At 68.2% G+C, this 24,647-nt stretch carries 23 protein-coding genes; 1 reads left to right on the plus strand and 22 read right to left on the minus strand.

Features of this window, described 5'->3' with window-relative positions:
- The 20 genes from AX744_RS19075 to AX744_RS19170 form a co-directional block, all read right to left on the minus strand.
- Positions 1–469: PH-like domain-containing protein (locus tag AX744_RS19075; RefSeq protein WP_061018696.1), on the minus strand; the 469-nt coding region annotated here is incomplete at its 3' end.
- Complete coding sequence (locus tag AX744_RS19080) at positions 466–1,770, minus strand: dihydroorotase (RefSeq protein ID WP_061018698.1); 1,305 nt, start codon at positions 1,768–1,770, stop codon at positions 466–468. The genes AX744_RS19075 and AX744_RS19080, both read right to left, overlap by 4 nt.
- Positions 1,767–2,732, minus strand: coding sequence for an aspartate carbamoyltransferase catalytic subunit (locus AX744_RS19085; RefSeq protein ID WP_046747141.1), 966 nt, complete (start codon positions 2,730–2,732; stop codon positions 1,767–1,769). The genes AX744_RS19080 and AX744_RS19085 overlap by 4 nt, the downstream gene beginning before the upstream one ends.
- Positions 2,729–3,259, minus strand: a complete 531-nt coding sequence (gene pyrR / locus AX744_RS19090) for a bifunctional pyr operon transcriptional regulator/uracil phosphoribosyltransferase PyrR (RefSeq protein ID WP_046747142.1) — start codon at positions 3,257–3,259, stop codon at positions 2,729–2,731. Before pyrR ends, AX744_RS19085 begins: the two co-directional genes overlap by 4 nt.
- Before the next feature lie 84 nt (positions 3,260–3,343).
- A complete protein-coding gene (locus tag AX744_RS19095) occupies positions 3,344–4,921 on the minus strand; it encodes a Rieske 2Fe-2S domain-containing protein (RefSeq protein WP_061018700.1) in 1,578 nt (525 codons plus the stop codon).
- Between the two features lie 81 nt (positions 4,922–5,002).
- A complete protein-coding gene (locus AX744_RS19100; RefSeq protein ID WP_061018702.1) occupies positions 5,003–7,963 on the minus strand; it encodes a DEAD/DEAH box helicase in 2,961 nt (986 codons plus the stop codon).
- Between the two features lie 78 nt (positions 7,964–8,041).
- Entirely contained in the window at positions 8,042–8,452 is a 411-nt protein-coding gene (nusB, locus tag AX744_RS19105) for a transcription antitermination factor NusB (RefSeq protein ID WP_045265339.1), read from the minus strand.
- 3 nt (positions 8,453–8,455) lie between these two features.
- Positions 8,456–9,016, minus strand: coding sequence for an elongation factor P (efp, locus tag AX744_RS19110; protein WP_046747145.1), 561 nt, complete (start codon positions 9,014–9,016; stop codon positions 8,456–8,458).
- A gap of 55 nt (positions 9,017–9,071) precedes the next feature.
- Positions 9,072–9,509 (minus strand): type II 3-dehydroquinate dehydratase, encoded by a 438-nt coding sequence (locus AX744_RS19115; protein ID WP_046747146.1) that lies wholly within the window; start codon positions 9,507–9,509, stop codon positions 9,072–9,074.
- On the minus strand, positions 9,506–10,594 hold the full coding sequence (gene aroB / locus AX744_RS19120) for a 3-dehydroquinate synthase (RefSeq protein ID WP_061018704.1): 1,089 nt from the start codon (positions 10,592–10,594) through the stop codon (positions 9,506–9,508). Before aroB ends, AX744_RS19115 begins: the two co-directional genes overlap by 4 nt.
- Entirely contained in the window at positions 10,591–11,109 is a 519-nt protein-coding gene (locus tag AX744_RS19125; RefSeq protein ID WP_058631206.1) for a shikimate kinase, read from the minus strand. Before AX744_RS19125 ends, aroB begins: the two co-directional genes overlap by 4 nt.
- Positions 11,093–12,322 (minus strand): chorismate synthase, encoded by a 1,230-nt coding sequence (gene aroC, locus AX744_RS19130; RefSeq protein ID WP_061018705.1) that lies wholly within the window; start codon positions 12,320–12,322, stop codon positions 11,093–11,095. The genes AX744_RS19125 and aroC overlap by 17 nt, the downstream gene beginning before the upstream one ends.
- A gap of 63 nt (positions 12,323–12,385) precedes the next feature.
- Complete coding sequence (locus AX744_RS19135; RefSeq protein WP_061018707.1) at positions 12,386–13,198, minus strand: shikimate dehydrogenase family protein; 813 nt, start codon at positions 13,196–13,198, stop codon at positions 12,386–12,388.
- Between the two features lie 4 nt (positions 13,199–13,202).
- The gene (mltG, locus tag AX744_RS19140) at positions 13,203–14,714 is read right to left on the minus strand and encodes an endolytic transglycosylase MltG (protein WP_061018709.1); all 1,512 of its coding nucleotides are present in this window, start codon (positions 14,712–14,714) and stop codon (positions 13,203–13,205) included.
- 2 nt (positions 14,715–14,716) lie between these two features.
- A complete protein-coding gene (ruvX, locus tag AX744_RS19145) occupies positions 14,717–15,190 on the minus strand; it encodes a Holliday junction resolvase RuvX (protein WP_061018711.1) in 474 nt (157 codons plus the stop codon).
- Complete coding sequence (gene alaS / locus AX744_RS19150; protein WP_061018713.1) at positions 15,187–17,847, minus strand: alanine--tRNA ligase; 2,661 nt, start codon at positions 17,845–17,847, stop codon at positions 15,187–15,189. Before alaS ends, ruvX begins: the two co-directional genes overlap by 4 nt.
- Before the next feature lie 75 nt (positions 17,848–17,922).
- Complete coding sequence (locus AX744_RS19155; RefSeq protein WP_046747154.1) at positions 17,923–18,111, minus strand: hypothetical protein; 189 nt, start codon at positions 18,109–18,111, stop codon at positions 17,923–17,925.
- Between the two features lie 104 nt (positions 18,112–18,215).
- Entirely contained in the window at positions 18,216–18,845 is a 630-nt protein-coding gene (gene rpsD, locus AX744_RS19160; protein ID WP_052748643.1) for a 30S ribosomal protein S4, read from the minus strand.
- 181 nt (positions 18,846–19,026) lie between these two features.
- A complete protein-coding gene (locus tag AX744_RS19165; protein WP_058631218.1) occupies positions 19,027–20,349 on the minus strand; it encodes a replication-associated recombination protein A in 1,323 nt (440 codons plus the stop codon).
- Positions 20,350–20,450: 101 nt separating this feature from the next.
- Positions 20,451–21,311: a CAP domain-containing protein gene (locus AX744_RS19170; RefSeq protein ID WP_061018715.1), complete on the minus strand. Its 861-nt coding sequence runs from the start codon at positions 21,309–21,311 to the stop codon at positions 20,451–20,453.
- 184 nt (positions 21,312–21,495) lie between these two features.
- On the opposite strand from AX744_RS19170, the gene AX744_RS19175 reads away from it, so the two are divergent.
- Positions 21,496–21,804 carry a hypothetical protein gene (locus tag AX744_RS19175; protein WP_046747155.1) on the plus strand — a complete coding sequence of 103 codons (309 nt, stop codon included), beginning with the start codon at positions 21,496–21,498 and terminating at the stop codon, positions 21,802–21,804.
- Between the two features lie 28 nt (positions 21,805–21,832).
- On the opposite strand, the gene AX744_RS19180 is transcribed toward AX744_RS19175, so the two are convergent.
- Positions 21,833–22,597: a winged helix-turn-helix domain-containing protein gene (locus tag AX744_RS19180; protein ID WP_061018716.1), complete on the minus strand. Its 765-nt coding sequence runs from the start codon at positions 22,595–22,597 to the stop codon at positions 21,833–21,835.
- Positions 22,594–24,480, minus strand: a complete 1,887-nt coding sequence (locus AX744_RS19185; protein ID WP_061018718.1) for an NAD(P)/FAD-dependent oxidoreductase — start codon at positions 24,478–24,480, stop codon at positions 22,594–22,596. Before AX744_RS19185 ends, AX744_RS19180 begins: the two co-directional genes overlap by 4 nt.
- Between the last annotated feature and the right edge of the window lie 167 nt (positions 24,481–24,647).

Genomic DNA, 24,647 nt, shown 5'->3' on the forward strand with positions numbered 1-24,647 from the left:
GCAGGTCGGAGATGAGATTCTGAGGTTCGCCGGTGGTGACGCGCAGGTAGCTGTCGACGACAGTGTCGTCGTCGATGTTCCATGCGATGCGCACGAGACCACCCGGCTCGACGACACGGTCGATCGTGACCGTGGCGCGGTCGACGGCGACGAGACGGTCTTTCGCCAGGAAGACCGTCGGCGTGCCGTCGAGGCAGAGGGCGATGCCGCGATCCGTGACGGCTACCTCACCGCGGGCCCGGTATGCGAGAGGCGACACCGCGAGACGCTCGAGCGGCTGTCCGTGCCGTGTCGTCGACACGTACAGCACCTCGTCGCGGCGGGCGACCTCCGCATGCTCGGGCACACCCAGCGGGGCCGAGAACACGGAATCGCGGCGGATTCGTCGTCGCCAGGCGCGCAGCATCACCAGCAGCACCAGGAGGGCGACCGCGATGGTGATCGCGACGGCGAGATCCCGAGCGCTCATGCGCCGAGCTCCTCGACGACGCTGCCCCCGTCGACCGTGAGGACGCCGCCGTGCACCGTGTACTCCACCCGCCCGGGAAGAGCACGGCCGAGATAGGGCGAGTTCACGCTGCGACCGTGCAGGTCTGCTTCGGTGAAGACGCCGTCCACCGACGCGTCGTAGAGCGTGAGCTGCGCCGGCTGCCCGACCTCGAGCGGTGTGCCGTGGCCGGAGAGGCGTCCGATCCGCGCCGGTGCCGCACTCATCACGCGCGCGATGTCCGCCCACTCGAGCAGCCCGGTCTGCACCATCGACTGGTGCACGACGCGCAGCGCGCTCTCGAGACCCACCATTCCGTTCGCCGCAGCCTGCCACTCGCACGCCTTGTGCTCGCTGGGGTGCGGCGCGTGGTCGGTCGCGACGATGTCGATCGTGCCGTCGGCGAGGCCCTCGCGCACGGCGAGGACATCCTCTTCCCGGCGCAGGGGCGGGTTGACCTTGTAGCGCGCGTCGTATCCCCGCACGAGCTCGTCCGTCAGCAGCAGGTGATGCGGCGTCACCTCAGCGGTGACGCTGATGCCGCGCTTCTTGGCCCACCGGATGATGTCGACGGACCCCGCCGTCGACAGGTGGCAGACGTGCAGCCGCGAGCCGACGTGCTCTGCCAGCAGCACGTCGCGCGCGATGATCGACTCCTCCGCGACCGCGGGCCAGCCGGCGAGGCCCAGCTCGGCGGACACCGTTCCCTCGTTCATCTGCGCCCCCTCGGTGAGGCGGGGATCCTGGGCGTGCTGCGCGATGACGCCGTCGAAGGACTTCACATACTCCAGAGCCCGACGCATGATGAGCGGGTCGAAGACGCAGAAGCCGTCGTCGCTGAAGACGCGCACCTGGGCGCGCGAGGTGGCCATGGCGCCGAGCTCGGCGAGACGCTCGCCCTTCTGTCCCACGGTGACGGCCCCGATGGGCTGCACCGTCGCGTAGCCGGCAGCCTCGCCGAGGGCGAGCTCCTGCTCGACCACCCCCGCCGTGTCGGCGACGGGCGAGGTGTTCGGCATCGCGAACACCGCGGTGAACCCGCCGGCGGCGGCCGCCCTGGTACCGGTGAGAATCGTCTCCGACGCCTCGTAGCCGGGTTCGCGCAGGTGGGTGTGCAGGTCGACGAGCCCCGGCAGCGCGACCAGGCCCGCAGCGTCGATCACGCGCGCACCGGTGCGGGTGAGACCCGTCCCGATCTCGGCGATCCGCCCGCCCTCGATGACGATGTCGGCGCTCTCGGCACCGAGCAGCTGCGCACCGGTGATGACGAGGGTCTCGTTCACAGGTCTCCCCCTCGTTCGTCGTCTCGTTCTCCTGCGAGCAGCAGGTACAGCACCGCCATGCGGACGGATACTCCGTTGGTGACCTGTTCCAGCACCGTCGAACGGGCGGAATCAGCAGCTTCGGAGGAGATCTCCAGTCCCCGGTTCATGGGTCCGGGGTGCATCACAATGCTACCGCCCGGAAGCGCGGCCACACGCCGTGCGTCAAGACCCCAGCGGCGGGAATACTCCCGCTCAGTCGGGAAATACGCGGCATTCATGCGTTCCAGCTGAATGCGGAGCATCATGACGGCATCCGGCTCGTCCGCCAGCGCCTCGTCGAGGTCGTAGACGACCCGGACCGGCCAGAGCGACACGTTCTGCGGAACCAGCGTCGGCGGCGCGACCAGGGTGACGTCCGCGCCGAGCGTAGTGAGCAGCCAGACGTTGGACCGTGCGACCCGCGAGTGCAGGACATCGCCGACGATCACCACCCGCAGTCCGCTGAGATCCCGTCCGCGGCTTTCGGCACCGAAACGGCGCTTGCGGATCGTGAAGGCGTCGAGCAGCGCCTGCGTGGGGTGCTCGTGGGTGCCGTCTCCGGCGTTCACCACACCGGCCGATATCCAGCCGCTGGTGGCGAGGGTCTGCGGGGCGCCGGAACCCGGGTGCCGGACCACGACCGCATCGGCGCCGATGGCCTCGAGCGTCTGGGCGGTGTCCTTGAGGCTCTCGCCCTTGGAGACGCTGGATCCCTTGGCGGCGAAGTTGATCACGTCGGCGGAAAGGCGCTTGGCAGCGGCCTCGAACGAGATGCGCGTACGGGTGGAGTCCTCGAAGAAGAGGTTCACCACGGTCTTGCCCCGCAGCGTCGGGAGTTTCTTGACCTCGCGCGACTGCGTGTCGGACATGTCCTCGGCGACGTCGAGGATGCGAAGCGCGGTGGTCCTGTCGAGGGTGCGGGTGTCGAGGAGGTGTCTCATTCGCCGATCGTCACCTCCTCCGCCCCGTCGTTCTCGAAGAGGCGCACGTTGACCCGCTCCGTGCGGGCCGAGGGGATGTTCTTGCCGACGAAGTCGGGGCGGATCGGAAGCTCCCGATGTCCGCGGTCGACGAGGATCGCCAGGCGCACGACGGAGGGGCGTCCGATCGACTGGATCGCGTCCAGCGCCGCGCGGATGCTGCGGCCCGAGAACAGCACGTCGTCCACGAGCACCACGGTCTTGCCGTCGATGCCCCCGACAGGGATCTCCGTCGGCTGCGGCGAGCGGGTCGGGTGCTTCGCGAGGTCGTCGCGGAACAGCGTCACATCGAGGGAGCCGACCGGGACGGACTGCTGCGCGATCTCGCTGATCAGCAGGCCGAGGCGATGGGCGAGAGTGACGCCGCGGGTAGGTATCCCCAGCAGGACGAGGTTCTCGGCGCCTCGATTGGATTCGAGGATCTCGTGCGCGATCCGGGTCAGCGCTCGTGAGATGTCGGCTTCGTGCAGCACAGTGCGCATGCTCATCGGCCGCTCCCTTCTCCGCCTCACAGGACGGTGTTAAAGGTTGCTTGTGATGTCAGTCTATCGGAGCGCTCAGGCCTCCGCTGATCAGCTCGCCTCCTGCAGCACGGGATCGGTGACCTCGTCGATCTTCGAGGAACGGATCGGGTGCCCGGCCGTGGACAGGCAGCGTCCCGTCTTCAGGTCCCACTTCCAGTCGTGCATACTGCACGTGAGGACGCCGTCCTCGTCGACCTTGCCGGTCTTGGTGAGGTCGGCGCGCAGATGGGGGCAGCGGCGCTGCACGACCCAGTCGCCGATCTCGGCGTCCTCCGTCTGGTCGGTCTGCTCCTGGTACCAGTTCTCGACGTACTCGATCCGGTCGACCGAGAGGCACTTGAGGAACGTGGTGAGGAACTCGTTGAACTTGCCGCTGCGGCCCACCGAGAACTGCATCGAGAGGAAGATCGAGTTCGACCAGTCGATCTCGTGGTCGACGATGTTCGTCGAGACCAGATCGGCGGGGATCGTGTACCAGTAGATGCACTCCTCGCCCGCGTACTCGCGGACCTTGGCGCGGGGGAAGTCGACCACCATGTCCAGCTCGCCGATGCGGAAGCGGACGCATCCGCCGACGCCGAGTCGGATCGTGCGGGACTTCTTCAGCAGCGGCTCCCACCACTCCTTGATCGCAGCCAGCATCTCGGCCGGCGGGATGATCTCGGCGCGGGAGGCCTCCTCGTCGCGGATCTCCTGCTGACGGGATGCGCGCTGCTCTTCGAGATACTCCCACTTCTCGTCGAAGATGTGGGCGATCTCCGCTTCGGTGTACAGGGTCTGCTCGCTCGTCACCTCTCCACCCTCGACCGTGACGACGGTGCCGGGGATGAAGAGCTGTCCGTCGTACTGCGGAGCGAGCTCCTCCATATGCGCGAGGAACTGCTTCTGGTCCGTGAAGATCGACTCGCCGTTCTTTCCGAGTCCGTTGAAGTCGAACAGGTCGTCGCGGAGGAACATGGGCGGCCCTGCCATCGGGAAGACATGCGGGGCATCGACCTTCTCGATGTAGTACATGGCGCGCTTGTTCTGCGCCTCGCGCTTGAGGCGGGCGAAGTTCTGCTTGGCGTCGAGCGGCAGGTCGTAGACCATGGGCCACCAGATCGCGCCGGAAACCTGGGTGAAGTATGCGTCGGGCTTGCCGAAGTCGAGGAGCTTCTCGAGGTCGAGCGGGTGCGAGTCGTTCTGGTTCAGCATCGAGCCGGTGCCGTCGTCGACGCTCAGCGAGGAGTCGCCGATCGGCCCGTCGCTGGGTGCTCGGAGCGGCGTGACCATCATCTTCAGCTCGCCCCGCTGGATCACCTGTCCGGCCGGGGCGTAGGTGATGTTCGTGTAGCCGAGCGCGCGGATGTCCTTCTCGAGATCATCCGTCGGGTACTCGGGCAGCAGCACCTCGATGTCCTTGCGGATGTACCGCTCGAGGAGGCGCGGGTCGAAGTGGTCGCGGTGGCGGTGCGAGATCCAGAGGAAGTCGGCGTCGCGGCCGTAGCGCTCCCAGTCCAGGCCGCGGTTGTCGGGGAACGGGAACCATGATCCGTAGAACGACGGTCCGAGGACCGGGTCACAGATGATGTTCCCGCCGACCGTCTCGATGAACATCCCGGCGTGGCCGAGTCCCGTGATCCGCATTGCATTCCTCCCGAAAGTGAACCGTTCGATTGTACCGAGGGGTCCCTGTGCGACCGGTCGGCACCGCCGTGAGTATTCCGGTCAGCCGTCGAACAGCCCGCGGATATCGTCGGCGGAGAGCGACTGCGCGAACAGCGCCTCGTCGTCCAGTACCGCGGTGAACAGCCGTGCCTTGCGGCGCTGCAGGTCGAGCACCTTCTCCTCGATCGTGCCGGTGGCGATCATCCGATAGACGAACACCTGGCTGTCCTGGCCGATGCGGTGCGTGCGGTCGACCGCCTGCGCTTCGGCGGCCGGATTCCACCACGGGTCGAGCAGGAACACGTAGTCGGCCTCGGTCAGCGTGAGACCGAATCCTCCGGCCTTCAGGCTGATCAGGAACACGGGCTGCTCGCCGGACGTGAACCCGTCGACCACCTGCTGGCGATGCCGCGTGGAACCGTCCAGGTGCGCGTACGGGATGCCTGCGGCGTCGAGGCGGGCCGCGGCCAGGTCGAGGAACGACGTGAACTGGCTGAACACGAGCGCACGGTGGCCTTCCGCCTGCAGCTCGATCACCCGCTCGATCAGCACGTCGAGCTTGCGGGAGCCGATCTTCGCGTCTTCGGGATCGATCAGCGCCGGTGCGAGGCTGAGCATGCGCATCAGGGTGAGCGAGCGGAACACGATGAATCGGTGGCGATCGAGGTCTTCCAGCAGCCCGAGGACCTTCTGGCGTTCGCGCTGCAGAACCACGTCGTAGAGGGCGCGGTGGGAGGCACTGAGTTCGACCTCGAGGATCTGCTCCTGCTTCGCCGGCAGGTCCGGCGCCACGAACTCCTTCGTACGCCGGAGCAGGAGTGGTCGGATGCGCCGACGCAGCTGCTCGAGACGACGCTGGCGATAGGCTCCGCCTTCCTCGTTCTCCGGCACCTTGCCCTGCTCGATCGGCTGGATGTACTGCTCGCGGAACTTCCGTGCAGAGGCGAAGAGTCCGGGAGCGGTGAGCTTCAGCAGAGCCCAGAGCTCGCTGAGGCTGTTCTCCATCGGTGTTCCGGTGACGGCGAACGTCACATCCGCTCGGAAGGAGGCGACGGCCCGGTGCAGCTTGGTCTCCGGGTTCTTCACGAACTGTGCTTCGTCGAGGATCAGACCCGCCCAGTCGATGCCCGCGTACTCGACCTCGTCGAGACGGGCGACAGCATAGGTCGTGATGACGACATCGGCCCCACGGATGCCCTCGTCGAGGGACGGGCCCTGTGTGGACCCCCGCAGTAGCACCCGCAAGGTCGGGGCGAACCGCGCCGCCTCGTTGCGCCAGGTGGCGAGCACCGAGGTGGGAACCACCACGAGGAAGGGCCGCCGCTCCCCCGCTTCCCGCGCGTGCACGATGAGTGCCAGCAGTTGGAGCGTCTTGCCGAGACCCATGTCGTCGGCGAGGATGCCACCGAGGCGATGGCTCCACAGGAAGACGAGCCAGTCCAGCCCTTCACGCTGGTAAGGACGGAGGTCGGCAGTGATACCCGACGGCACGGCGACGACAGGCACCGAGGCGGCGGTGCGCAGGCCCTCGGCGGTCGCGCGCCAGGTGACGGCGGGCAGAGCTTCATCCGCGAGGTCTTCGAACTCCTCCCAGAGGTCCGTCTGGTAGCGGCTGATCCGCGGGCCGGTCTCCCATTCCTCGAGCTCCCCTGCCTCGTCGATCAGCTCGCGCAGCCGATCGAGGGCACGATGATTCAGCGAGAAGTAGCTGCCGTCGACGAGGAGGAGCTTCTTCCGGCCCTTGCTGAGCGCCGTGAACAGCGGTTCGAACGGGATGGTGCGTCCGTCGATCTTGACCAGGACTCCGAGATCGAACCAGTCCCGGTCGCTGCTCTCCACGGTCGACACCGTGATCTCGGGCTCTCCCGTGAGCTCGTGATAAGTCTTCCGACGCCCCGAGACCACGACCACGACGCCCTCGGCCTCGAGAGCGGGCACGAGGCGTGTGACGAACTCGGCGGCCGCGACATCATGGAACGAGCCTGTCGAGGCGAGCTCTTCTCCGAGGTGATCGGCCCATACCGCACGCAGAGTCTCGCGGAGCACATCTTCGGCGGCGGTGTCGCGCACGGCATCCCCGTCCTGCGCGAACGGAACCCTTCCGAAGCCGCGATACTCCCACTCGAACATGTACTTGACGGTGTCGCCCCTAAGGAATGACAGCGCGAGCACCGGGCGCGGGGCGGGCAGTGCGGGGAGCTCGACACGACCGGTCGGGCGCACCTCGATCCGACGTGCCAGCAGCGGGTAGGCGTCGCGGAAGAACGCGCCCTCGTCTCCCGGGGGAACCTCGAGACCTGTCCTCGCACCGAGCAGGGCGTGCACCGGCTCGCTGAGTGGCACCTCGGCGAGCGTCACCCTGATCACACTCCCCCGCTGGGAGATCTCGTACACACCGCTGTGTCCGATGGTCTGCACCGAGGAGGGTTCCGTATCGTGCCCGTCGATCACGATGTGAGGGTGCACGGTGAGACCTCCGTCGTCGCCGCGTCCGACGGTCGCGCGGATCTCGGCACGATCGGCGAGCACGACGGTCGTGCTCTTCTGCATGGCGACGAGAGGGATCCCGACCTCCGAGGCGGCGCGAAGATGTCCCCAGAGGAGCCCTGACTCGATCAGATCGGCGACGAGCCAGTCGCCGGCCGTGCCGGACAGGAGCGTGTCACGCGCGATGCTGAGCAGGTCGGCGAACCACCGTGAGCGATCACGTCCGTACTGCGTCGGTGAGCGTCGTACCGCGTCCCAGGTCGCAGTCCCCTGCACCCAGGACCCGGTCGAGGGGCTCTGCTCGAGCGGCCGGATCCCGAGCAGGATCTCGCCTGTGCGTGTCGCGACGTCGCGGGCGGTCGCGGTCCGTTGGGGACGGGATGCCCACGGATTCGCCCCGCGGCCGTCGCGCACTCTGAGCTCGATGCCGAGTGCGAGCGGCGTATCGGCGTCGACGCGCGCCGGACCGAGGATGCTCCTCCAGTTCGCCGACGATGCGTCTTCCGGACGAGTCGGGTCAGAAGCGAGGGACATGTAGCCATCCTCTCCGACACCGCCGACAGTGCCGTCACCGACAGTGCCGCCACCGACAGGGCTGCCGTGTGCGACGGATCAGGCGGCTCGGGCCACCCGCGCGAGAACGCCGTGCACGAACGCCCCGGAGTCGTCGGTCGAGAACTCCTTCGCGAGCTCCACCGCCTCGTCGATGGCGACGGCAGTGGGAACCTCGTCGTTGTGGAGGATCTCCCACACGGCGATGCGCAGCAGGGCGCGGTCGACAGCGGGCATCCGCTCGAGCTTCCAGTCCCTGCTGTGGGTCGTGATCTGCTCGTCGATCTCGTCGCGCGAGTCGATGATGCCGTCGACGATCTCACGGGCGTACAGCCACGAGGCCTCACGGGCGGGCTCGCTCGCCGCGCGTTTCGCCTCGGCAGCCAGCGTCACCGCGAGGTCGTCTCCGCGCACGTCGGAAGAGAACAGGATGTCGAGAGCGCGCTTGCGCGCCTTCGTCCGGGCGCTCACGCCTTACTTCTCGCGGCCGAGGTAGTCACCCGTGCGAGTGTCGACCTTGACCTTCGTGCCGCTCTCGACGAACAGCGGCACCTGGATCTCGTAACCGGTCTCGAGCGTGGCGGGCTTGGTGCCGGCCGAGGAACGATCGCCCTGCAGGCCAGGCTCGGTGTAGGTGATCTCGAGGACCACCGACGCCGGCAGATCGATGTACAGCGGGTTGCCGTTGTTCAGGGCGATCGTGACGTTCTGGTTCTCGAGGAGGAAGTTCTTCGCGTCGCCGACCGTGGCGGCGCCGACCGTGATCTGGTCGAAATCGGTCTGATCCATGAAGACGTAGCCGTCGCCGTCCGTGTACAGGTACGTGTAGTCGCGGCGGTCGACGTTCTCGATCTCGATCTTCGCGCCGGCGTTGTAGGTGCGGTCGACGACCTTGCCGGAGACGACGTTCTTGAGCTTGGTGCGCACGAACGCACCGCCCTTGCCGGGCTTGACGTGCTGGAACTCGATGACGCTCCAGAGCTGCCCGTCGATGCTGAGGACGACGCCGTTCTTGATGTCTGCGGTAGATGCCATGCGCTGCGAGTTCCGTTCGTGAGTCTGCGGGGTCGGGCGGAGCCGACAGTCGATTCTAAGGGATGAGTGCTGCGAGCTGCCGCACGGCGTCCGCGTAGCCGTCCACTCCGCGCCCGACGACGCGCACGGCGGCGACGTCGTCGAGGTACGAGTGGTGCCGGAACGCCTCGCGAGCGTAGACGTCGGAGATGTGCACCTCGGCGAAGGGCAGGGACACTCCGGTGAGCGCGTCGCGAAGGACCACGGACGTGTGCGTGAGTCCGCCCGGATTGATCACGATGGCCACGCAGTCTTCACGTGCCGCGTGGATCGCGTCGATCAGCACCCCCTCGTGATTGCTCTGCACTGCGCGGACCTCGAAGCCCACGTCCGCCGCGGCATCGGCGGTGAGGCGCTCGACGTCGGCGAGCGTCGCGGTGCCGTAGATCTCCGGTTCGCGCGAGCCGAGCAGATTCAGGTTCGGCCCGTTGACGAGGAGGATGCGTCGGGTCACGCGCCCACCTCCTGGTAGGCGGCGAACATCAGCGATTCGTCCGGGGCCTGCAGCACCGTCGGCTTCGCGATGTCGTCGAGCAGGATGAACCGCAGCATGCCTCCGCGGCTCTTCTTGTCGCGCTGCATCGTGGCGAGCAGCTGCGGCCAGGCACCGGCACGGTACGACGTCGGAAGTCCCAGCGATTCCAGGATGGTGCGGTGGCGCTCGGCTGCCGTGTCCGACAGCCGTCCCGCGAGACGCGAGAGCTCGGCCGCGTACAGCATGCCGACCGAGATCGCGGCGCCGTGACGCCACCGGTAGCGCTCCGCGTGCTCGATCGCGTGGCCGAGTGTGTGGCCGTAGTTGAGGATCTCCCGCAGTCCGGCCTCGCGGAAGTCGTCCGACACGACCTCGGCCTTCATCCGGATCGCGAGCTCGACGGCACGACGGAACTCCTCGGTCGTCGGGTCCACGGCGCGTGCGGGATCTGCTTCGACGATGTCGAGGATCTCGGGCGCCCAGATGAAGCCGGCCTTCACGACCTCCGCGAAGCCCGCCGTCGCCTCGTTCGGGCTCAGGCTGGCGAGTTCGTCGAGGTCGCCGACCACAGCCGTCGGTGCCCAGAACGCTCCGACGAGGTTCTTGCCCTCGGCCGTGTTGACACCTGTCTTGCCGCCGACAGCCGCGTCCACCAGTCCGAGAACGGTCGTCGGCACCTGGATGAGCTGCACGCCGCGGAGCCAGGTCGCGGCGACGAAGCCGGCGAGGTCGGTGACGGAGCCCCCGCCGTAGCCGATCACGGCATCGGAACGCGTGAAGTCGGCCTGACCCATGACCTGCCAGCAGAAGGCGGCGACCTCGATCCGCTTGCCCTGCTCGGCATCGGGGATCTCGGCGAGGAGCACCTCGCGCGGCCCATCGGCAGCATCGGCGAGGAGGCGGTCGCGCAGTTCGGCAGCGCGGGCCGCGAGGGCCGGCGGGTGCACGACGAGCACCTTGCGCACCCCCGGTGCGAGCGCGGCCGAGACCCGATCGAGGATCCCCCGTCCGACCGTGATGTCGTAGGCGTCGTCTCCGGTGACGCTGATGGTCGTCGTGCTCATCGCTGCTCTCTCCTCCATGCCACGATGTCGTCCGCGATCTTCTGCATCGGACGACGTGAGGTGTCGAAGGTGGCCGAGGAGACCTCGTCGTACCACCCTCGACGCTCCTCGAAGATCTTCTTCCAGCGCTCCAGCGGGTCCTCCCCCGCCAGCAGCGGACGGCTGCTGCCGCGCAGCCGATCGGCGACGGCCTCGGGACTCACGGTCAGGAACACCACCGGATGCTCGGCGAGCAGATCCCGCGTCGCGGCCTTCGTCACCGCGCCTCCGCCGAGCGATATCACTCCCCCTTCGGAGAGCGCCTCGGCCACGGCCGCCCGCTCGAGGTCGCGGAAGTGCTCCTCGCCGTGCTGCTCGAAGATCACCGAGATCGGACCGTGAGCGGCGACGATCCGCTTGTCGGTGTCGATGAAGTCGACTCCGAGCCGACGCGCCACCCGCCGACCGACACTGGTCTTGCCGGCGGCCATCGGACCGACCAGCACCAGCGTCAGCGGATCAGCCGCGCTCGTCATGCGCGATGAGCGCCGCCTCGGACGCGGGGGTCGTGCGCAGCTCTTCGGGGATGCCAGCCAGGTATCCGTCAAGGTTGCGACGGGTCTCGCGGATGCTGTCTCCGCCGAACTTCTCCAGCACGGCGTTCGCGAGCTCGACCGCGACCATGGCCTCGGCGACGACGCCCGCCGCAGGCACGGCGCACACGTCGGATCGCTGGTGGTGGGCGGTGGCATCGTCTCCGGTGGAGATGTCGATCGTCCGCAGCGCATGCGGCACGGTGGCGATCGGCTTCATCCCTGCGCGCACGCGGAGCACCGTCCCCGTCGACATGCCGCCCTCGGTGCCACCGGCTCGATCGGAACCGCGGGTGATGCCCTCGGCGGTGGCGAAGAGCTCGTCGTGCGCCGCAGACCCCCGTCGGCGCGTGGTCTCGAAGCCGTCGCCGACCTCGACCCCCTTGATGGCCTGGATGCTCATGAGCGCCTGCGCGAGGCGCGCGTCCAGGCGACGGTCCCAGTGCACGTGGGAGCCCAGTCCGGGCGGCAGCCCGTACGCGAGGACCTCGACGATGCCACCGAGGGTGTCGCCGTCCTTCTTGGCGTCGTCCACCTCAGCGACCATCAGCGCGGAGGTCGTCGGGTCGAAGCACCGGAGCGGATCCGCGTCCAGAGCATCCACGTCGTCCGGTGTGGGCAGCGAAGATCCCTCCGGCACGCGGACCGGACCGATCGATAACGTGTGGCTGACGAGCCGGATACCGAGCTCGCCGAGGAACGAACGGGCGATCGCACCGAGTGCGACGCGTGCGGCGGTCTCCCTGGCGCTCGCCCTCTCGAGGATCGGACGGGCCTCGTCGAAGTCGTACTTCTGCATGCCGACGAGGTCGGCGTGACCAGGACGTGGACGCGTGAGGGGTGCGCTGCGGCCACGGGACTTGTCCGTGAGCTCCACCGGCTCGGGGTTCATGACCTCGATCCACTTCGGCCACTCGGTGTTGCCGATCCGGAGCGCGATCGGACTGCCGAGGCTCTTCCCGTGTCGCACGCCGCCCGAGATCGTCAGCTCGTCCTGCTCGAACTTCATCCGTGAACCGCGACCGTAGCCCAGCTTGCGCCGAACCAGATCGGCCTGGATGGCCTCGGAGGACACAGGGACGCCGGAGGGCAGTCCCTCCATGACGGCGATGAGTTCTGGGCCGTGCGATTCGCCGGCCGTGAGCACGCGGAGCATTGCTCCAGTCTCCCACGGGTTCGACCTGCCCCGCGCCGCGTTTCGTCGTCCGCGCCGACCGTCTCAGAGAGCGGCGCGCATGGCGGCGATCACAGAGTCCTCGTCCTGCAGCGCGATCGCCGGATCTCCGTTCCGGAAGATGCGGATCTGGCGCACGGCCTGGTGCAGCAGCATGCCGAGTCCGGAGATGGCACGGTCTCCGCCCCACAGCGCGGCGAGGGCAGATGGCCAGGGTGCGTACGCCACATCGAAGAGGACTCCGCCTGACGCGGCCAGTGCTGCGGCGACATCCGCGGAGAGCTCAGCGCCTCCGGGCAGCGTCGCCACGGTGAGGTCCACGTCAGTCAGCGGCGCGTCGAAGGAGTCGACGTCGACGATCACTCCGAGCCGTTCACCGAGTTCCACGAGTGCGGCAGCGGCTTCGGGGCGCCGCGCTCGGACGTCGACACGCACGGCGCCGAGCTCGGAGGCGGCGACGAGTGCGGACGACGCCGTGGCTCCCGCGCCGAGGATGCGCACCTGCCCCGCCTCGGGCACGTCGGCCTCGGTGAGAGCGTCGACGATGCCACCCACATCGGTGTTGAAACCGGCGAGATGCTCCCCCAACAGGAGCGTGTTGACCGCTCCGGTCAGCTCTGCGTGACGATCGACCGTCACCGCCGCACGGAACGCCGCCTCCTTCAGGGGCATGGTCAGCGAGAGGCCGCGCCACGTGTCGTCCAGCCCCGCGAGTGCCGGCTCGAACTCCTCAGCGGCGACTTGACGCCGGCCATAGACCCAGTCGAGTCCGAGCACGCGATATGCAGCGGCATGGAGCGCAGGCGACTTGGAATGCCCGATGGGATCGCCCCAGACCGCCAGACGAGACCGCGTCACCGGCTCAACAACCGGCGTCGGGGTTCGCCCGGCACCACTCGCGCCATTTCTCGATGCCCTGCTCGTGCTCGGCCATCGTCTCGGAGAACTGCGTCTCCCCCGTCGCCAGGTTGATCGTGACGAAGTACAGCCACGGGCCGTCGGCGGGCGCCATCGCGGCCTTGATGGCGGCATCGCTCGGGCTGGCGATGGGCGTGAGCGGCAGACCGGTGCGCACATAGGTGTTCCAGTCGTTGTCGTCCTCCAGAGCTTCCTTGGAGCTCGAGACGACCCCCTCATGCAGCGAGCCGTACCCGTACTGCGCCGTCGAGTCCATCTGCAGCTTCATGTCGATGTCGAGACGGTTCTGGATGACCCGCGACACCTTCGCGAAGACGTCGAGCCGGCCTTCGCGCTGGATGATCGACGCGATCGTGAGGATCCGCTCCGCATCGGCCGCGGGCACGCCTGCCGCGTCGAGCGATTCCCGCGTGCGGTCCACCATGCGCTGGATCACCTGCGGCGCCGTTACTCCCGGGTCGAACTCGTACACCGCGGGGAACAGCCAGCCTTCCAGACTCGGTGCGTCCACTCCGTACGCCGAAGGATCCTGAACCGCCGCTTCGAAGTCGGCCAGCGGAAGACCGAGCGTCTCAGCCATACCGGGGAGCGACGAGACGATCGTCCCGCCCTCGGCGACGGAGACGGCGTTGGCCATCTTGTTGCCATCGTCCTTCAGCGCCGCCAGGGCGGCTTCTGCCGTCATCTTCTTCTGTAGGCGGTACACGCCCGGATAGAAGGTCACGGCGAGGTTCTCGTCGACGATGTAGTCGTAGAAGACGTCTTCGGTCTTCGTCACACCGGCTTCATAGAGGGCGGTGGACACAGGACCCCCGGTGTCCCCCTGCTTGATGGTGACGAGGGCTTCGCCGTTGGCCAGCCCGGGCTCCCAATCCTTCGACTCGCCCCACCCCATCGCATCACTGATCTTGTCGCCGTAGGTGTTCCACACCCACGCGCCGCCGGCGGCGATCCCACCGAAGATCGCGAGAACGATCACGAGCGCGATCAAGCAGCCCTTCCGCCGCTTCTTCTTCTTGGGCTTCGCATCGATGTTCTCATCGTGGGGGACGAAGAGGGCGTCGAGGCCACCGCCGATCGCGGGCCCCGCTGCATCGGCGACGGGAGCCGACGCCGGGACGGCCTCGGCTTGTGCCCGTGTCGTCGCGTCAGCCGCGTCAGCAGAGGCCCGCACCGGAATCGGAGACGGTGCCGACGCGTCCGCGCCGACGGCGTCATCGGCAGAGGCTCGCACCGGCGCGCTCGAAGGCTGCGCCGCCGGGCCGGCGGTGCCGCGGGCCGGTGTGGCCGTCCCCTCCCCCGAGGCCGCTTCCCTCGCGGCACGTCGCGATCCGGGAGCAGGCGCGCTGTCGTCCACGGTCGGAATCTGTCTCGTCGGTTCGGGCAGATTCTCGAACAGGTCCCCCAGCCGGGCATCGGTGTCGGGCTCGGGTGTGGCGCTGTCACGTTCAGACATCGTCAGGCGTGCTCCTCGTCAGGCGAGATGGTGGCACCGGCCGGGTTTCCGGTGCTCTTCTCCACGTCGATCGCCTGCTGCAGAAGCACCACGGCGGCGACCTGATCCACAATGCTACGAGACTTCTTCTGAGATCTCCCGGAACTGCGCAATGCCGCGTGGGCGGTCACGGTGCTCAGCCGTTCGTCCACGAGCCGCACCGGGAGCCCACTGCGCACCTGGAGCGCGGCCGCGAACTCGCGGGCATCCGTCGTCGAGGGGGTGTCCGTTCCCTGCATGTTCACTGGCAATCCGACGACGAACTCCAACAGGTCGTACTCCTGTGCGATCTGGAGGATGCGGTCGATCGAGGCGTCATCCCGCGGCACGGTCTCCACCGGCACCGCGAGCATCCCGTCGGGATCGGAGCGCGCGACACCGACCCTCGCTCTTCCCACGTCGATGCCGAGACGCACCCCGCGACGGAACCCGCTCACGCGCTGTGCAGCTCCTGGGAGATGGCGTCGAGCGCCGCGGGGAGTGCGGCGACATCCGCCCCACCGCCCTGTGCGACGTCGTCTCGTCCGCCGCCGCCGCCGCCGAGCACGCCGGCTGCGCGCTTCGCCAGCGCACCGGCCTTCGCGCCGGCCGACCGCGCCGCCTCGTTGGTGGCGACGACCACGACCGGGCGTCCGTTGACCACGGCGCCCAGTGCCACGACAGCCGCCTCAGAACCGAGCCGATCACGGACACCGTTGACGAGATCGCGCACGTCATCCGCAGAAGCCACGTCACCGAGGTTCTGCGCAGCCAGACGGAACTCTCCGACGCGCGTCGCAGCCTCGACGATCGACGGGACCTGACCCGCCCGCTCCTTCGCCTCGAACTGCGCGATGCGCTTCTCCGCCGCCTTGAGGCTCGCGGTCAGATCGGCGATACGCTCGGGCAGCTGCTCGCGAGGAGTCTTCAACGAACTGGTGAGCTGCGACACGATGGCACGCTCAGCGGCGAGCTCGCGGAAGGCATCGGCGCCGACGAGCGCCTCGATACGGCGGTTCGATGCCCCGACCGACGACTCGCCGACCAGGCTCACCAGTCCGATCTCGGCACTCGTGCTCACGTGCGTACCCGCGCACAGCTCGCGGGACCACGGGCCGCCGATGTCGACCATACGCACCACGTCGCCGTACTTCTCGCCGAACAGGGCCATGGCCCCGGCTTCCTTGGCCTCGTCGAGCGAGACGATGCGCGTGGTCACTTCGAGCGAGTCCTGCACCGCGCGGTTCGTGATCTCCTCGATCTCGCTTCGGGTGTCTGCCGAGAGCGCCTGCGACCACGCGAAGTCGAAGCGCATGTAGCCGGCGCGGTTCAACGACCCTGCCTGCGTCGCCGTCGGACCGAGCGTGTCGCGGAGCGCGGCGTGCACGAGGTGCGTCGCCGAGTGCGCCTGGCGGGCGGCACGGCGGTTCGCGGCATCGACGACCGTGGTCGCGATGTCGTCGACGGCGACGCTTCCGCGCGTGACCTCGACGGTGTGGCTGATCAGACCGGGAACCGGCTTCTGCACATCCAGCACTTCGAGGACGTAGCCCGGGCCAACGATCGTGCCCTTGTCAGCGACCTGGCCGCCGGACTCTGCATACAGCGTCGTCTCGGCCAGCACGACCTCGGCGATCTGACCTTCGGCGGCGCTGCGCACCGGAACGCCGTCGACGAGGAGTCCGAGCACACGCGACTCGACCTCGAGCGCCGTGTACCCGTCGAATCCGGTCTCGCCCAGGGCGCGCAGTTCACGGTAGACCGACACATCGGCGAGCTGCCGCTTGCGGTTGCGGGCGTCGTCCTTGGCGCGCTGACGCTGCTCCTGCATGAGATTGTCGAAGGCGGCACGGTCGACGTCCAGCCCCGCCTCCTCGGCGACCTCGAGCGTGAGGTCGATGGGGAAACCGTAGGTGTCGTGCAGAAGGAACGCCTCCGGCCCGCTCAGCGTCTTCCCGCCGCCCTTCCTGGTCTCGTCGAGCGCGAGGTCGAGGATCGTGGAGCCGGCGACGAGGGTGCGACGGAACGTCTCCTCCTCGGCGAACGCCGACGCCGAGAGCACCGGCCAGTCCTTCTCGAGCTCGGGGTAGGTGGTCTTCATCACGTCGCGCGACGCGGCGAAGAGCTCGGGGAAGACCGGCTCGTCGACGCCGAGCAGCCGCATCGAACGGACCGTGCGGCGCATCAGACGGCGGAGGATGTATCCGCGCCCCTCGTTGGAGGGGCGGACTCCGTCGGAGAGGAGCATGAGCGAGGACCGGACGTGGTCGGCGACGACGCGGAACCGCACGTCGTCCTCATGCTGCACGCCATAGGGCCGTCCGGAGAGTTCGACGGCACGATCGAGCACGGGCCGCACCTGGTCGGACTCGTACATGTTGTCGACGCCCTGCTTGAGGAAGGCGACGCGCTCGAGGCCCATCCCGGTGTCGATGTTCTTCATCGGGAGCTCACCGACGATGTCGAACTCGGTCTTGCCTCGGATGTTCTCGATGAAGTCCTGCATGAACACGAGGTTCCAGATCTCCAGGAACCGCGAGTCGTCGACGGCGGGGCCGCCGTCCTTGCCGTAAGCGGGGCCACGATCGAAGAAGATCTCCGAGTCGGGGCCACCCGGGCCCGGCTGACCGGTGTTCCAGTAGTTGTCCGCGCGGCCGAGACGCTGGATGCGCTCGGGCTTGAGCCCGATGATGTCGCGCCAGATCGCTTCGGCCTCGTCATCGGTCTCGTAGACCGTGACCCAGAGGTCCTTCTCGTCGAAGCCGAGACCGCCGTCGGACTCCGCGCTGGTCAGCAGCTCCCAGGCGTAACGGATCGCGCCTTCCTTGAAGTAGTCGCCGAAGGACCAGTTGCCCAGCATCTGGAAGAACGTGCCGTGACGGGCGGTGCGGCCCACCTCTTCGATGTCGTTGGTGCGGATGCACTTCTGCACGTCCGCGATGCGCGGGTGCGGAGCGGGCACGACCCCGGTGAGGTACGGGATCATCGGCACCATTCCGGCGACGGTGAACAGCAGGGAAGGATCGTCGCTGACCAGAGAGGCGGAGGGGACGATGAGGTGGTCGTTCTTCTCGAAGAAGTCGAGGTAACGCTGCGCGATTTCCGCAGTTTTCATAGGGGTGCCAGGTGTCCTAGGTCGCGTGGAGGGATGGTCGCGTTGAGCGATGCTGCGCGAGGCGCGCGGGAGGTGTCAGTTCTGTTCGGGCTCTGCAAGCCGAGCGTCTTCGGCGCGGTAGGCGTCGCCGATCAGGGAGGTGAAGCCGTTGATGCGGGCATCGACCTCGGCGAGGATGTCACGACCCCGCGGGTCCTTGTTCATGAAATGGGCCGCGACGAAGCCGCCGATCACTCCGATCAGGAACCACTGCAACTTCTTCATGACGCCATCCTTGCCTCTGAGCCGCGAAGGCGCGGTGATCCCATCGTATGCAAAAACGACGAGAGGCGTCGGGTTTCCCCGACGCCTCTCGTGTATGCGGTGTATCAGCGAGCCGCGTAGTACTCGACGACGAGCTGCACTTCGCAGGTCACGGGGACCTCAGCGCGCTTCGGGCGACGGACCAGACGCGCCTGGAGCTTGTCGAGCTCGACCTCGAGGTAGCCGGGAACGGGGGGCAGGACCTCGGCGTGACCGCCGGCTGCTGCCACCTGGAAGGGCTCGGTGCCCTCGCTCTTGGGCTTGACGTGGATGAGCTGACCCGGCTTCACGCGGAACGACGGGCGGTCGACGAGCTGGCCGTCGACCAGGATGTGACGGTGCACGACGAGCTGGCGAGCCTGTGCGGTGGTGCGGGCGAAGCCCGAACGCACGACGAGGGCGTCGAGACGCATCTCGAGAAGCTCGACCAGGTTCTCACCGGTCAGGCCGTCCTGACGACGAGCCTCGTTGAACGTATTGCGCATCTGCTTCTCGCGGATGCCGTACTGCTCACGCAGGCGCTGCTTCTCACGCAGACGGACGGCGTAGTCGCTGTCTGCCTTGCGCTTGGTGCGGCCGTGCTCACCCGGAGCGTACGGGCGCTTCTCGAGGTAGCGGGCGGCCTTCGGGGTGAGTGCGACGCCGAGGGCGCGGCTGAGACGCACCTTGCGGCGGTCCTGGGACTTCGTGGTCACGAAGCGTTCCTTCCGATGACGCGGTCGCGGCTTTCGCGACTCGCGGACGTATCGTCCGCGTTCTGCCTTGGAGCGCACGCCGGGGCGCCAGCAAGGTGTGGTGTGAACGAGGAGATGCCCGAAAACTCGGTTTCGAGCCGCTCAAGTCTAACAGATCGTGTCTCTCGACCGGATCTGCGGGTCAGCGATCGCCGAGGATGCGACGGATGCGCTCGAGCCGGGAGCCGATGTCACGCTCCGCACCGAGGTTCTTCGGCTGGTAATAGCGTCGGCCGTCCAGCTCATCCGGCAGGTACTGCTGGGGCACGATCCCGAACTCGCTGTCATGGGAGTAGACGTACCCGCGGCCGTGCCCGAGTCGCTTCGCGCCCGGATAGTGAGCGTCGCGCAGATGAAGCGGCACCCTGCCGAAACCTCCCGCACGGATGTCGGCGATCGCGGCGTCGATGCCCACATAGGCGGCGTTCGACTTGGCTGTGGTCGCCAGGTACACGGTCGCCTCCGCGAGCGGGATGCGCCCCTCCGGCATACCGATGAATGCCACGGCATCGGCAGCGGCGACGGCGATGACCATTGCCTGCGGGTCGGCGAGGCCCACGTCCTCCGACGCGGAGATGACGAGGCGCCTGGCGATGAACCGCGGATCCTCCCCCGCCTCGATCATGCGGGCCAAGTAGTGCAGCGCCGCATCGGGGTCGGATCCCCTGATCGACTTGATGAACGCACTGATGACGTCGTAGTGCTCATCACCCTGACGGTCGTACCGCAGCAGCGCCTTGTCGACCGCCTGGGCGATGTCATCGGCAGAGACCTCGGGCGGCCCCGCACTCTCGTCCTCCTCGCCACCAGCGCCGTCACCGGGCTCTCCTGTCGTGGCGTGCGACAGGGCCACGGCCGCACCGGCCTCCAACCCCGTGAGGGCGCGCCGAGCATCCCCCGATGCGAGTCTCAGGAGGGCGGATCGAGCTTCGTCGCTGAGCGTGACGGCTCCGTTGAGTCCCCTGGCATCGGTCACCGCACGGTCGACGAGCACGCCGATGTCCTCGTCGGTCAGTGGCTGCAGGGTCAGCAGCAGAGAGCGCGAGAGCAATGGTGAGATCACGGAGAAGGACGGATTCTCCGTGGTCGCGGCGATGAGGATCACCCACCCGTTCTCGACCCCGGGGAGCAGAGCGTCCTGCTGCGCCTTCGTGAAGCGATGGATCTCGTCGAGGAAGAGGATGGTGGTCTGACCGTAGAGATCGCGTTGGTTCACCGCCTCCTGCATGACTTCGCGCACGTCCTTGACGCCGGCGGTGATGGCGGACAACTCGACGAAGCGTCGCCCCGACGAACGCGCGATGGCCTGTGCCAGCGTGGTCTTGCCGGTGCCCGGCGGCCCCCACAGGATGATCGATACGGCTCCCGGCGCTGCCGCCTTCGGATCAGCGAGGGCGACGATCGGCGAACCGGCCCGGAGCAGGTGACGCTGCCCGGCGACCTCGGCGAGGGAGGTCGGGCGCATGCGCACGGCGAGGGGCGTCTGCCCGGAGAGCAGCGGCGCGGAAGGGGTCACCCGCCAAGGCTACTCGGGGCGAGCGACATCGCCGTCTCAGGAAGTCGCCGTCACTGGAAGAGGTCGACGAACTCGAGCTGCCTCGCCTGCCCGGTCGTGCCGAGGGAGATCTGGTTGCCCGGCGCCGAGGAGACCACGCGCGGTTGCCACCCGATGCTCGACACGTGTCCTCGTCCGGACACCGTGTTGCCCGGACTCCACACCCGGAGAGCCTCCATTCGAAGCCCTCGACCGGTCGTCCCCGCCGTCACCTCGGTACCGGCACCCTGCGTGCAGACGGGTGTCATCCACCCGATGTTCTGCACATGGGCCTGAAGGCAGATGACCTTGCCGGTCTGCTGCCGCACCGCGACGGCTTCAAGACCCAGCCCCTGCCCCGTGGTGCCCCCTCCGGCGATCCATCCCCGCTGAGCGACGTGGCTGCGCACGGAGGCGTCCTGCCGCGAGACCGTCGGAGTGGGCGTCGATACCGGATACTTGGCGAACACCTGCGTGGCGTAGCCGTTGACGAGACCGATGCCGATCGTCGTGTAGTCGCCGAGGATGTTCGCGCGGTGCCCGGGCGAGTTCATCCATGCTGCGACGACGGTCGCCGACGAATAGCCGGATGCGACGTTCTCGGCTGCCCTGCTCCAACCCCCGGGAATCTGGCTCGAGTACTGCGGGTTGTGGTACATCCGGCCTTCGCGGGACTGGGTCGCCGACCAGTTCTGCGCGACCGTCGTCACATCCCCGTCCAGCACCAACGGCGCCAGTCCGTTGGCGGCCCGCGCGGCGTTCGTGTCCGCGAGGATCCGTGCGACATCCGCGTTCGGTGGTGGGATCTCCGCTGCGCTCGCCGGCGGCACGACGCCGAGCACGGCAGTCGCGCTGACGACGAGGGCCGCGACCAGGTTTCGGGTCCACCGCATGAGCGTGCTCCTTTTCGTACTGAGGCGATCAATAGCCTAAAAGTAGTCGGTCCATCACGGAATGACGAGCGTTCGCCGTTGAACCGTGCCGAACGGCCGAACGCAGCGCATCGGTGCGACGGGCCGACGACGCTAGGCTCTGAGGCGAGGTCGCACAGCGACACAGTGAGGGGAAACAGGACAGATGGCAGCACGCGGGTCCAAGAATGCACAGCAGCGCACGCAAGCGGAACGCGCCCGCATCCATGCGGCCCGCAACGCCGTGCATGAAGGACTGATCCGGCGCCGCACCCGAGACAACGCGATCGGAATCATCGTCGGCGTCGTGATCGTGTCGGCGGCGATCGCGAGCCAGGTCGTGCACGCGCAGGTCACTGCCCCCGAACCCACGCCCACACCCACGGTCGCTCCGACCGGGACACCGGCCCCCAGCGAGACACCGGCTCCCACCGAGGAGCCCGTTCCCAGCGAGGAACCGGCGCCCACCGAGTAGCCTGCACACGCTCTCCTGACGAGCGCCCTCATCGGGGCTCGTCCACCGCCAGGCGATAGCCCCGCTTGACGACCGTCTGGATGAGATCGCCACGCCCCAGGGAGTCGCGCAATCGCCCGACGGCGACTTCGACCGCTCGATCGCTGCGATGGCCGCCGGGAAGCACCTGACCGAGCTCCGCGCGCGAGAGCACGCGGCCGCGGGCGAGGAACAGCGCTTCGATCAGTGCCACCGCTCCACCCGACAGGGGGACGAAGCCGTCGTCGAGAATGACGCCTCCGCTGCGAACCTCGAGGCGTCCAGCCACCGTGAGAGCGGCTCCTGCCCCGCTCCGATAGTGCGCGAGGACGCTCTCCGCCAGCCCGGCCTGCGTCGACGGCTCGACGTGTCGAGCACGCAGCCCGATCGCCCGCAGTCGGGTGGCCTCCCGTTCCTCGACGGCGATGAGGAGCAGCCTTTCCGCCTCCGTCCGCCGCCGGTTGGCGTCGAGGGCGCCGGAACTCTCCGCCGCGTCGACCCACGCCGCCGTCGACGCCGTGAACAGCACAGCGTCAGCGCCGCCGGCACCTGCGCGGTGGACGGCGCGACACAGGGCGACCGGAGCCGGTGTCGTCACTCGAGGCGTGACGACACGCAGCAGTTCCGCCCCCGCTCTTTCCAGGACGCGACGCCAGCCGTCGTCGTTCGACCCGCCCCTCCCGGCGGAGGGACCTCCGGCGGATCGCGCCTCGTCCGACACGATGATCCTGCATCCTGCGAGCACCGGGCGTGCCCCCGAACGCCCGGTCGTCATGCGGGGTTCTCCGCGCGCAGTGGCGAGGCGCGGTGCCGACCCATCGAGTGACCTCGATCGGCCCAGCCTGCGTCCATCGCTCTGACAGCGTTCCGTGCAGCATCGCTTGACGGCCTCGGATGCGGTGACACAGACTCACCGCTGGGGAGCGACTGCTCCTGGGCATCGCCCGAGCCCGTGCGCAGCGGGGACTCTTCGCACAGGATCCCGACCGCGGCCAGCCGTTCCCGCAACGCCGAACGCTGCCCCCGACGGACTCCCCGCAGCTCGATCCGCGAGTCGACGACCTGCAGCGACAGGCCGAGGTCCAGCGCGATGCAGCCGATGTCGACGAGCTGCTGCGGGCCGAACTCCCCTCCCCCCGCTGCGGAGAGGCTCACGCGACTGCCGGCAGACGCCGACCCGACCACACGACGTGCCCGCTCGCTGGAGGCGTCTTCCCCTTTCTGCGGCAACCGCTCGTCAGCCAGCTCCAAGAGCGCACGAGCCACAGCCAGACTGCAGCGCGCACAGTCGGGCTCCCTTCCAAGACGCACCCCGAACTCGGTGAATGTGGTCAATCCTTCTGTGCGGATCACTTCCCGGAGTTCGCGCGACGACATCCCGATGTGGACGCAGGCCGGGATCGTCCCACCCTCGTCCGGAGCCGTACGCCCCAGTTCCTCGGCGACCTCGCCCCGTAGCCGTTCGCCGACGGCCCGCCGAAAGGCGACATGTCCGCTCGTATCGCCCACGAGGATGCCCCCGAGGAGAGTCTGCGCATCGTCGCTGAGGACCAGCTTGCGGTAGACACCGCCGCGACGGGAGAGCGTGACGACGTCGACCGCACCCGGAGAAGCCGCCCACGGCTCGCCGAAGCTCACGATGTCGACCCCGGCGATGGTGCGGTGGAGACAGGCTTCGTGCCCCGTGAACCGCGTCGCTCCCCCGCACGCCCGCTCCGCTGCGACCTCCGCCGTGGAGTGCGCGCCCGCGGCGGAATCGACGGCACGGTCGTCGAAGCGGGCCGCTTCGCCGATCGCGAGGATGTGTGGATCCGAAGTGACGCACCGATCGTCGATGATGACCCCGCCCTGCGCGTGCACACCGAGCCCCGCGTTGCGAGCGAGTTCGTCACGCGGACGCACGCCGACCGTGAACAGCACGACATCCGCCCGTTGGAAGGTCCCGTCCTGGAACTCGAGAGCGGTGACCGCACCCGAGTCGTCCGCGTCGAGCCGCGTCGTCCTCGTACGCGTGCGCACCGCGATGCCTCGATCTGCGAAAGCGGACTGCAGCACGCCGGCACCCACCTCATCCAACCGGTCGGGCAGCACGCGATCCGCATACTGCACGATCGTGGTTGCGACCCCCGCCGCGTCCAGAGCGACCGCCGCTTCGAGCCCGCGTCGCCCTCCCCCGATCACGACGCCGCGCAGCGGGCGCCCCAGGACGCCGGATCGCGCCTCGACGAAGGTCCGGATCGCTTCCGCGTCCTCGATCGAGTGCAGCACGAAGCACCCGGGAAGCCGAGCTCCCGATACGGCAACCTGCGAAGCGAACGAACCGGTGGCGAGCACCAGCGTGTCGTAGGAGTATGTGCGCCGGGAGCGCGTTCGCACGGTGCGGGCCGTGCGATCGATGCGCAGCACGCGGTCATCACGCACCAGCCGGACGCGGTCGTCACGGAAGACGGAGCGGTCCAGTTGGAGCTCTGCGGGATCGTCGCCGGAGAGGAGCCCCGCCACCTCGGACCTGTCGTACGGACCGTACCCCTCGTCTCCGATGACGGTGACCCGCGCGGCCGTTCCCGGGTCGCGGAGCAGCCGCTCGACGAATCGATGCGCCGCCATCCCCGCTCCGACGACGACGATCTCGCCCGGTGGGGATGTGGTGTCCTTCATACTGCTCCTGTCGACCGGATGACTGTCGTCCTGGCGACCCTAAGAGGGTCGTGTTTCCCGGAGATGACGAGCTGTGTGTCCTCCGTCGAAAGATCTCATCACAGAACGGTAACGATCCCGCGTGACGCCCGGGCCTCACCCGCGGCGCTTCGGCGTACTAGGCTGAG

Source organism: Microbacterium sp. CCH5-D1, from assembly GCF_001557335.1.
GTDB classification, from domain to species: Bacteria; Actinomycetota; Actinomycetes; order Actinomycetales; family Microbacteriaceae; genus Microbacterium; species Microbacterium oxydans.

Excerpts from the sequence above, each read along its gene's own strand:
- aroC (WP_061018705.1), bottom strand. The coding sequence starts at position 12,322 with ATGCTCCGCGTGCTCACGGCCGGCGAATCGCACGGCCCAGAACTCATC.
- AX744_RS19175 (WP_046747155.1), top strand. The coding sequence starts at position 21,496 with ATGGCAGCACGCGGGTCCAAGAATGCACAGCAGCGCACGCAAGCGGAA.
- pyrR (WP_046747142.1), bottom strand. The coding sequence starts at position 3,259 with ATGAGCATGCGCACTGTGCTGCACGAAGCCGACATCTCACGAGCGCTG.
- AX744_RS19180 (WP_061018716.1), bottom strand. The coding sequence starts at position 22,597 with ATGACGACCGGGCGTTCGGGGGCACGCCCGGTGCTCGCAGGATGCAGG.
- AX744_RS19100 (WP_061018702.1), bottom strand. The coding sequence starts at position 7,963 with ATGTCCCTCGCTTCTGACCCGACTCGTCCGGAAGACGCATCGTCGGCG.
- alaS (WP_061018713.1), bottom strand. The coding sequence starts at position 17,847 with ATGAAAACTGCGGAAATCGCGCAGCGTTACCTCGACTTCTTCGAGAAG.
- aroB (WP_061018704.1), bottom strand. The coding sequence starts at position 10,594 with ATGAGCACGACGACCATCAGCGTCACCGGAGACGACGCCTACGACATC.
- AX744_RS19170 (WP_061018715.1), bottom strand. The coding sequence starts at position 21,311 with ATGCGGTGGACCCGAAACCTGGTCGCGGCCCTCGTCGTCAGCGCGACT.
- AX744_RS19085 (WP_046747141.1), bottom strand. The coding sequence starts at position 2,732 with ATGAGACACCTCCTCGACACCCGCACCCTCGACAGGACCACCGCGCTT.
- mltG (WP_061018709.1), bottom strand. The coding sequence starts at position 14,714 with ATGTCTGAACGTGACAGCGCCACACCCGAGCCCGACACCGATGCCCGG.
- efp (WP_046747145.1), bottom strand. The coding sequence starts at position 9,016 with ATGGCATCTACCGCAGACATCAAGAACGGCGTCGTCCTCAGCATCGAC.
- AX744_RS19095 (WP_061018700.1), bottom strand. The coding sequence starts at position 4,921 with ATGCGGATCACGGGACTCGGCCACGCCGGGATGTTCATCGAGACGGTC.
- AX744_RS19165 (WP_058631218.1), bottom strand. The coding sequence starts at position 20,349 with ATGCGCCCGACCTCCCTCGCCGAGGTCGCCGGGCAGCGTCACCTGCTC.
- AX744_RS19125 (WP_058631206.1), bottom strand. The coding sequence starts at position 11,109 with ATGACGAGCGCGGCTGATCCGCTGACGCTGGTGCTGGTCGGTCCGATG.
- AX744_RS19185 (WP_061018718.1), bottom strand. The coding sequence starts at position 24,480 with ATGAAGGACACCACATCCCCACCGGGCGAGATCGTCGTCGTCGGAGCG.
- AX744_RS19155 (WP_046747154.1), bottom strand. The coding sequence starts at position 18,111 with ATGAAGAAGTTGCAGTGGTTCCTGATCGGAGTGATCGGCGGCTTCGTC.